The organism is Streptomyces sp. 13-12-16 (assembly GCF_002114215.1).
Lineage (GTDB): Bacteria > Actinomycetota > Actinomycetes > Streptomycetales > Streptomycetaceae > Streptomyces.
The window spans coordinates 2,952-11,580 of sequence record NZ_NCTE01000758.1 but is presented as its reverse complement, the minus strand read 5'-3'; the positions used below and the strand labels follow the sequence as shown (position 1 = coordinate 11,580).

The 8,629-nt window shown below is 72.3% G+C and carries 6 protein-coding genes; 1 reads left to right on the top strand and 5 read right to left on the bottom strand.

Annotated elements, in window-relative coordinates; all coding sequences use genetic code 11:
- Positions 1–116: 116 nt before the first annotated feature.
- The 5 genes from asnB to B7767_RS28100 all read right to left on the bottom strand — a co-directional run bounded on the left by asnB (position 117) and on the right by B7767_RS28100 (position 7,503).
- Entirely contained in the window at positions 117–1,952 is a 1,836-nt protein-coding gene (gene asnB / locus B7767_RS28120; RefSeq protein ID WP_085574622.1) for an asparagine synthase (glutamine-hydrolyzing), read from the bottom strand.
- Positions 1,953–2,039: 87 nt separating this feature from the next.
- Positions 2,040–3,302, bottom strand: a complete 1,263-nt coding sequence (locus tag B7767_RS28115) for a nucleotide sugar dehydrogenase (RefSeq protein WP_085574621.1) — start codon at positions 3,300–3,302, stop codon at positions 2,040–2,042.
- Between the two features lie 80 nt (positions 3,303–3,382).
- Positions 3,383–4,789 carry an MFS transporter gene (locus tag B7767_RS28110; RefSeq protein WP_085574620.1) on the bottom strand — a complete coding sequence of 469 codons (1,407 nt, stop codon included), beginning with the start codon at positions 4,787–4,789 and terminating at the stop codon, positions 3,383–3,385.
- Entirely contained in the window at positions 4,782–6,662 is a 1,881-nt protein-coding gene (locus B7767_RS28105) for an NAD(P)-dependent oxidoreductase (RefSeq protein ID WP_256923593.1), read from the bottom strand. The genes B7767_RS28110 and B7767_RS28105 overlap by 8 nt, the downstream gene beginning before the upstream one ends.
- Before the next feature lie 64 nt (positions 6,663–6,726).
- Positions 6,727–7,503: a phytanoyl-CoA dioxygenase family protein gene (locus tag B7767_RS28100; RefSeq protein WP_256923594.1), complete on the bottom strand. Its 777-nt coding sequence runs from the start codon at positions 7,501–7,503 to the stop codon at positions 6,727–6,729.
- A gap of 292 nt (positions 7,504–7,795) precedes the next feature.
- On the opposite strand from B7767_RS28100, the gene B7767_RS28095 reads away from it, so the two are divergent.
- A complete protein-coding gene (locus B7767_RS28095) occupies positions 7,796–8,440 on the top strand; it encodes a hypothetical protein (RefSeq protein ID WP_085574618.1) in 645 nt (214 codons plus the stop codon).
- The last annotated feature ends 189 nt before the right edge of the window (positions 8,441–8,629 follow it).

The following is an 8,629-nucleotide window of genomic DNA, read 5'->3' as shown; positions in this document are numbered from 1 at the left end:
GCGGGGATCCCGGGGGCGGCCCGGCGGGGAACCGCGGGCACCGTGGTGCCCGCGGTCTCCACGCATCGCCCCCGGTCACCGCGGTGGGTCCGCCGGGGCTCCGGCTCGCCGGGGTGTCAGAGGACGACCTCCACGCCGTAGGCGCGCAGCCAGGCGTCCAGCTGGAGCGTGGTCTCCAGGGCCGCCCGGCTCATGCCGTGCTCCAGGGCCGCCGCCCCGTCCCGGCGCACCGCTGTCCTCAGGGCGGGCGCGACGAAGGGACTCAGGGGGCCGGACCCGGTACGGATCAGGTCCGCCAGGCGCTCACGCAGCGTCCGGTTGTAGGCCTCGGCCCGGATGGAGGGGTACGGCGTCTTGATCCGCTGGGACACCGCGTCCGGCAGCAGGTCCTTCATCGCCGCACGCAGCAGGCTCTTCTCCCGTCCGTCGAAGCCCTTCATGGCCCACGGGATGTTGAAGGTGTACTCGACCAGGCGGTGGTCCGCGAACGGAACCCGCACCTCCAGGCCGCAGGCCATGCTCATCCGGTCCTTGCGGTCGAAGAGGACCTGGGCGTGCCGGGTGAGGGCCAGGTAGGTGACCTCGCGGTAGCGGGCCTCCACCGGGTCGGCGACGGACCGGCGGGCGTCGATCTCCGCGACCGCCGTGCTGTGGCAGTCCCGTTCGTACGCCGCCAGATCCAGCTTGGAGAGCAGGTCGGGGGTGAAGACGACCTCGTTGCCCTGGTAGTTGTGGCGTCCCTCGTGGACCCAGGGGAACGTGTGGGACAGCACCGTGTCCCGTTCGCGCTGCCAGCGGTAGCCTCCGAACACCTCGTCCCCGCACTCCCCGGAGAGGGCGACCGTGGAGTGCCGGCGCACGATGCCGAACAGCAGGTGCAGCGAGGCGTGTTCGTCGCCCTTGGCGATCGGCAGGTCGTACGCCTCCAGGACGGAGGCCCGCAGCGCGGGGTCGAGCAGGTCGGGCGCCTTGAGCGGGAGTTCGCTGTGGTCCGAGCCGACGTGCTCGGCGAGCAGCCGGGCGTAGATGTGGTCCTCGTTGGCTCCGGCGCCCGCCGAGCCGTCCGGGTCCGGGTCGCTGACCGAGCAGGAGCGGATGCGTCCCAGGCCCTTGGTCCGGGAGACCTGGGCGGCGAGCGCGGTCAGTGAGCTGGAGTCGAGGCCGCCGGACAGGAGCGTGCACAGGGGGACGTCGGACACCATCTGCTGCTCGACGATGTGCTCGAGGAGCTCCCGCACCGTACGGATCGTCCGGTCCAGGGGGTCCGTGTGCTCGGCGACCTCCAGGCGCCAGTAGCGTTCCTCGGTGGTGCCCGAGCGGCCGACGCGCACCATGCCGCCGGCGGGGACCTCGCGCATCCCGCGGAAGACCGCGTGGCCGGGGACCTTGGCCACGGACAGGATGTCCCGCAGCCCGTCGGCGTCGAGCACCGGCGTGAACTCCGGGTGGGCGAGGATCGCCTTCGGCTCGGAACCGAAGAGCACCCCGGAGGGGGTCTCCGCGTAGTACAGCGGCTTGACTCCCATGCGGTCCCGGACGAGCAGCAGCTCCTCGCGGTCCAGGTCCCAGATCGCGAAGGCGTAGATGCCTTCCAGGCGGGTGACGAACCCGGGGCCCCACTGCTGGTAGGCGCGGAGCACCACCTCGGTGTCGCTGCGCGTGGTGAAGTGGTGGCCCAGGCCGGTGAGCTGGGTGCGCAGGTCCTGGAAGTTGTACGTCTCGCCGCTGTAGGTCAGCGCGGCGCGCGGGCCCGGGGAGCCCTCGGCCGCCATCGGCTGGCAGCCGCCCTCCAGGTCGATCACGGAGAGGCGTCGGTGTCCGAGGGCCACGTGGTCGCTCGTCCACAGGCCGTCGGCGTCGGGGCCGCGACGGGCCATGGTGGCGGTCATGGCCCGTGCCGTGCCGTGGTCGATCGGGCGGGCGAAGTCGACCCAGCCGGCGATACCGCACATGTTCGAGTACTCCTGGGGAGGTGTCGGGCGTGGTGCCCGGTCGGATGATGAGGATCGGGGAGGCGCGGACGGTCGGCCGGTCCGGCTTCAGAGGCGTTCGACGTGGGGCTGCGGGTAGGCCGAGCCCCGGGTGTCCAGGAGCAGCGGTGCGTGCTGCTCGATCACGTCGATGTCGAAGGCCTTGTGCTGCTGGAGCAGTACGGCCAGGTCCGTCCGCGCGAGGGCGGTGGGCAGGTCCGGGCCGGCGGCCGTGACGGGTGCGCCGTCCACGGTCCAGTGGGGTACGTACGGGTCGTGGTAGGACACCTCCGCGCCCAGCGCGCGCAGCCGCTTGACGACGTCGCGGGCGGGGGTCTCCCGGTTGTCGGCGATGTCCGCCTTGTAGGTCACGCCGAGCAGCAGGACCCGGGCTCCGGTGAGCGTCCGGCCCGCGCGGTCGAGAAGGTGCTGCGCACGCTCGACGACGTAGCGCGGCATCCGCATGTTGATCTCCTGGGCCAGTTCGACCATGCGGAAGGGGTAGCCGAGGGTGCGGACCTTGTGGGCCAGGTAGTTGGGGTCGATCGGGATGCAGTGGCCGCCGACGCCGGGGCCTGGCCGGAACGCCTGGAACCCGAACGGCTTGGTGGCGGCGCAGGAGATCGCGTCCCACAGGTCGACGCCGAGCTCGTGGCAGAACACCGCCATCTCGTTGACCAGTGCGATGTTGACGTGCCGGTAGGTGTTCTCGATGAGCTTGGCCATCTCCGCCTCGCGGGTGCCGACGGCCTGCACGACGTTGTCGACGAACTTCCCGTAGAAGGCGGCCGCGGCCGTGGTGCAGGCGGGTGAGTGGCCGCCGACCACCTTCGGCGTGTTGCGGATGCCGAAGACCTTGTTCCCGGGGTCCACCCGCTCGGGCGAGAACGCCAGCCAGAAGTCCCGGCCCGCGCTCAGTCCGGACCGTTCGAGGAGCGGCAGTACCACCTCGTCGGTCGTGCCGGGGTAGGTGGTCGATTCGAGCACGACCAGGGTGCCCCGCCGCAGGTGACGGGCGGTCATGGCGCACGCGCTCTCGACCATGGTCAGGTCGGGGCCGCTGTTCGGGGACAGCGGGGTGGGCACGCAGATCACGACCGTGTCCGTCTCGGCGAGGACCCGTTCGTCGGTGGTGGCGACGAAGCCCCGGGCGCGCAGCTCGGCCACGGTGGCGTCGTCGACGTCGTCGACGTGCGAGACGCCGGAGTTGAGCCGGTCCACGGTTGCGGCGTCCCGGTCGAGACCGATGACGGTCAGTCCTGCCCGGCCGGCTTCCACGGCGAGGGGCAGACCCACGTAGCCGAGTCCTATGACGACAAGATCACTGCGCACAGCGTTCCCTTTCGAATCGGGGATACCACTGGAAAGTGGGGGTCCGGGGAGAGTGGGCGGCGCCGCGGGCCGGACCGCGTTCAGACGGCCCTGGCACGGACGGCCAGGGCGGCGACGAGAAGGGGTGGGGCGAGGAGGAGCGTGAAGGCCGCCGCGTAGCCGCCGAGCGGGCCGGCGCCCGCGGCCAGACAGGCGTTGAGGACGGCGGAGGCCAGCGCCAGGACGACGACCTGGCCGAGGTTCATGTTGGTCTGCAGGGCGCTGGTGGTGTGGCCCTGCCGGTGCGGAGCGCTGTGCTTGAGGGACAGCACGGTGACGCACGGGTCGAGCAGGCCCATTCCGACGGCGGCCAGCGGCATGGAGGCCGCCGCGACCAGTGGGTGCACGCCGTGGAGGCTCCCCACGACGGCCAGTGCGACGGAGGCGGCCATGACCAGCGCTCCGACGGTGACGAGGCGGTGCCGGGCGACGTGCTGGAGCGCCTTGCCCTGCACCCAGGAGGCACCCGCCCACAGCACCGCGGACGCGGTGAACGCCACGCCGACCGTCACCGCGGCGACCTCCCGCTCGGTGATCAGCATCAGCGGCACCAGGGCCTCGACGGTGAAGTACGTGCCCGAGGTGAGGCCGCGCAGCAGCACCGTGGTCGGCAGTCCGCGGGCGCTCCGCCAGGTGCCGGCCGGCAGCAGGCGGGGGGCGAACACCACGAGCAGCACGACGCCGACGGCGACGAACGCCAAGTGGTTCACGTCCCACTCCGACACCCCGTACTGGCCGAGCGCCGCACCGAGGCTGAGCATCGTCGCCACGAACAGGGGCGGACGGGCGGCGCGCTCCTCGGCCGGCGGCAGGTCGGCAGGGCCGGCGCCGTCGTCCGCCGCGGGCCGGCGGAGCACGATCACCAGGGCGATCGCGGGCAGGACGGTCAGGACGGCCAGGCCGTAGAACACCGCCCGCCAGGACCACCATTCGGCGACCACACCGGCCAGCGGCGGTCCGACCAGCGACGGGACCACCCAGCTCGCGCTCATCAGCGCGAGCATCCTGGGCCGCAACCGCTCGGGGTAGGACTGGCCGATCGCGGTGGTCACGGACACCGCGACCATCCCGGCGGCCAGGCCGTCCACGAACCGGCCGGCCGCCAGCTGCCAGATCGACCCGCTGGAGGCCGACACCAGCAGCGTCAGAACGGACAGGGCCATGCCGAGGGCCAGCGGACGGCGTGCCCCCGACCGGTCCGCCCAGTGCCCGCCGAGCACCCCGCCCAGCAGACTGGCGGCCACGAAACAGCCTGCCACCAGCGGGAACAGGGACACTCCGTCCAGGTCCCGGGCCGCCGTCGGCAAGGTGGGCACCACGGCCAGCGCGGCGAACCCGGTCAGGAACATCACCACGGCGAACGTCGTCGTGGCGGTCGTGTACGGGCGCGAGAAGATGCCCGGCTCGGCGACGGCGGCGGGACCGGGCGCCGGTCGCCCTTCAGCCATCACCGCCCCGTTCCGCCGGACCGGGGACGTCGTCGTGGGTGTCGCAGGCCAGCCACTGGGCCTGGGCCCGGGCCCCGCCGCGCACGTCGGCTCCGGGACGCCAGCCGGTCTCGGCCGTGACGAGGCCGGTGGACATGAGGGGGGTGCGCGGGCCGTCCGCGCCGGGCCCCCGCTGCCACGGGGTGCGGCGGGCCGTGTCGGTGACGAGCTGGGCCAGCTCGGTCTCCTCGTAGCGTGCGGACGCCACGTTGTAGACCGCTGAGCGCACGGGGGCGGCCAGGACCGCGGCGAGCGCGCCGGCCATGTCGCGGTGGTCGACGATCTGGTGACGCCGGCCGTCGAGGAGCTCCATGGGGCGCCGGGTCCAGGCCCGCAGCATCCACGAGGCCAGCACCCCGGTCGGCGGGGCGTGCGGTCCCACCCGCTCGGCGAACCGTACGACCTGGACGGGCACGCCGGTCTCCGCGCCCCAGCGCCGGCACGTCTCCTCCGCGGTCCACCAGGCGAGCGCCTCGGCGTCCGACGGCGGCGCGGACACGGCGTCCTCGGCGCACTCCTCGTCGCCCAGCCCGCGGTAGACCGCGGCCGAACCGGCGAGGACGAGGCGCCGCACGCCGAGCTTCTCCGCGTCGTTGAGCAGGTCCGGCAGGGCCTGGCCCCCGCTGTGCGGATCACCGAGGTGGATCACCGTGTGCGCGTCCGTACCCAGCCGGTCGGCGGGGACCGCGGCGCATCCCGCGTCGGTGAGCAGACGCGCCAGCTGTTCCCTGAAGGCCGGCGAGCCACCGGTGACCGCGACACCGGCGGTGGTGCCGGGGGACACGGCCGGGGCGGCGCGGCGGGCCGCCCGGCCCGAGGCGAACGCGGTCAGGGCCAACGCCCGTATCCGCGGGATCATCTCCGTCAGTTCGGCGCCGGTGTACTCCTCGCACAGCCCGCCGGGCCCCAGGGAGTCCATCACCGTGCCGGCCACCGCCGGGTCGGGGTCCGCCGCCGTCAGTGCCTCGACCACGGCGCCGGTGGCGAAGGCCGTGAGCCACACCTGCCGCCGTACGACGGCCGGCAGACCGTGGCCCTCCGCCGCTCCCGCCGCCTCGGCCGCTCCGAAGTCGGCGTCACAGCGGTCCAGCAGGCCGGCGCGCCGCAGGTACCGGTCGGTGTCCAGGTGCTCCCAGCGCGTCTCGTACCGCACCGCGCACCTGGCCTCCCCGTACTGGTAGTAGGGAACGACGGGGAACGAGACGCAGTCGTACGTGGGCACGTCGACGGCCCGGTCGGAGAAGTAGGTGGCGCGCCGCCATCCGTGCGTGCTGTTCCCCGCCAGGCTCGGGACGTCATCGTGGTCGATGGTGCTGGGAACCGCGATGCGCACCGGAATTCCCAGTGATTTCAGATATCGCTGAATGACGACGTCGTACGGCCAGCCTTTTCCGTGCGTCGCGGCGAATTCCGCGTATCCGCGGGCCACGTCGGCGGGCATCATGAGCGCGAGCGACGGAACGTGTTCGTCGATCGCATAGGCCCAGTGCGCTCCGGTGAGAGCACCGAGTCGCACCACTCCGCTGTTCCTTCCCTCCCAGCCCTCGTAAAAGGCCACGGCCTCTTCGGGGACGGCGGCGGCGACCTTTTCCAGGTACGGAAAGAAACCGTCGGCCATCAGGACGTCGTCCTGGAACACCACATGGTGCGTGGCGTCGTCCCCGACGCAGCTCCAGGAGGGGTTCGCGGTGCGCAGTGCGGTGGGCGGGCCGGACGGATCCGGATCCGTGACGACGCGGACGCGTCCCCGCGGGTCGCGTGCCGCGATGTCCTCGGCGGCGGCGACCCTCCTGGGATGGGTCATCACGGCGCCCGTCAGAGAGATGGGGTGCACGGTTTCCCTTCTGGCCGTTCGGGTCGGGCCGGCCGGACGGCCGGCCCGGTGGTCGGGGACAGCGTCAGCTCTCGGCCGCGGCCGGGTTGCGGACCTGGCGCACGTTCTCGTTGAGACCGTGGTCCGCGCCCTGTTCCCGTTCGAGCCGGATCATGGCGGCGGGGCGGTAGTTGAGGATGTAGGCCCGGCGGGTGCCGTCGGTGGTGTTGCCGCGTGAGCCGTGCAGCGTCGTGCCCGTGTGCGCCACGGCCTCACCGGCCCGCACCGGCACCGGGGTCGCGCCCGGCTCGTCCTCGGAGCAGTCGCACTCGATGTTCTTGCCGTCGCTCGTGGGGCGGTGCTGCCGCAGGGGCCGGAGGTGCGAGCCCCGGACGTACCACATGCAGCCGTTGTCCACGTCCGCGTCGTCGAGCGCCACCCAGATCGAGACGGCCCGGTGGTCGGGCATGTCGATCCAGTACGCCGCGTCCTGGTGCCAGGGGGTGGGGACACCGCTGCGGGGATCCTTGTGGATCATCATGTCGAAGTCGAGTTCCGCGTCCGCCCCGATCAGCTCGCGGGCGAGCGTCAGCGCCCGCTCGTGCAGAGGGAGCTCCCGCAGCGGCGGGTGGAGCGCCGACGGCCACATGATCTGCGTGATGTTCTCCCGGACCCCCTCCTTCAGCGGGGCGTGCGAGCCGAGGTCGGACCTCTTGTCGCCGGCCGCTATCTCTCCGCTCAGAAATCGGTCGTAGATGTCACGGTAGATCGCGAGTTCCTCCGGGGGGATGAGTTCCCCCAGAGTGACGAATCCGTCGTCGGCGATCCTCTGCGCAACTTCAGAAGTTACCTGCGTGGTCACAGTCAACCGTCCCATCCCTCCCCTTCTCGCAACACCGTACGTATTCCGGCATGGAGAGAGGAGTTGTCGTCGAAAGGCGAATCCGGGAACCAGAGATAACTGGTCTGGACCATTGCTCAAAACCTTAGGAGGAACTTCGAGACGAGGTCAACAGCAAGATCCGGACCGGGTTGCGTCAAGATCGCGCCAAGCGCTCCCGGGTAATCCGGAATCCCTGGCGTGCGGACGATCAAGGCCGTTACGATCCGGCGCGCCACGCACTCGGACGCAGCCACACCACGAGGAGACAGACGTGACCGACACGGCCGAGCCGGCCGCACCGCCGCGCGTACACGCGGCGGTGCGCCGCAACCCCTACGCCTACATGCTCGATGACGCCGAACTCACCGAGCTGCTTCGCACGCTGGGTGAGCGGCGGGCCGCCAGCATCACCCGCAACCACGTCGCCGCGCCCGGCGAGGCACCGCGCGGGCCCTACCCGCGCCCCGCCATGGGGTTCGTCATCCTCGACCCGACGGCCGACGCGAGCACCGCCCCGGCCGAAGCCGTGCTCGGCGCGCTCACCGTGGGAGAGGAGGCGCGCCGCTTCCTCCCGAACGCCGCCGCCAAGGCCGCCGCGCACCGGCGCCTCAAGGGCAACAACGGCACGGCCGTGCACACCGACCCGCACCTCCTCGGCACCGGCGCGTTCCGCTACGGCCATTCCGCCGAGGTACGCGGCGTCGTCGTCGCCGCCAGCTCGCAGTCCACCGATCAGGACCTGTACGAAGCCTCGCGCCTCGCCGCCGAACTCGTCGAGGAGCTCGGGGCCCGCCACCGGGAGTACGAGTGGTCCCGGGGCGAGACGGACTGGCTGTCCGGCACCGACGAGCCGCCGGCCGCGTACGCCGAGATGATCGCGTGGTTCCCGGAGGAACCGGCCGGCGCCGGCGTCTGACGGGGGGCACCGGGGGGAGGGCGGCAGCCCCTCCTTCCCTCCCCGGTCCGGTCGTCGCCATCAGGGTGGCGACGGCGCCCCGTCCGCTACCGCCGGTCTCCTTCGAGTGCCCCGGGGAGTCCGTCCGCCGGTCCCGGCAGGCGGTCCGGCTCGGCGCGCACCGTGAACTCGTCCTCGAAGGAGCGGATC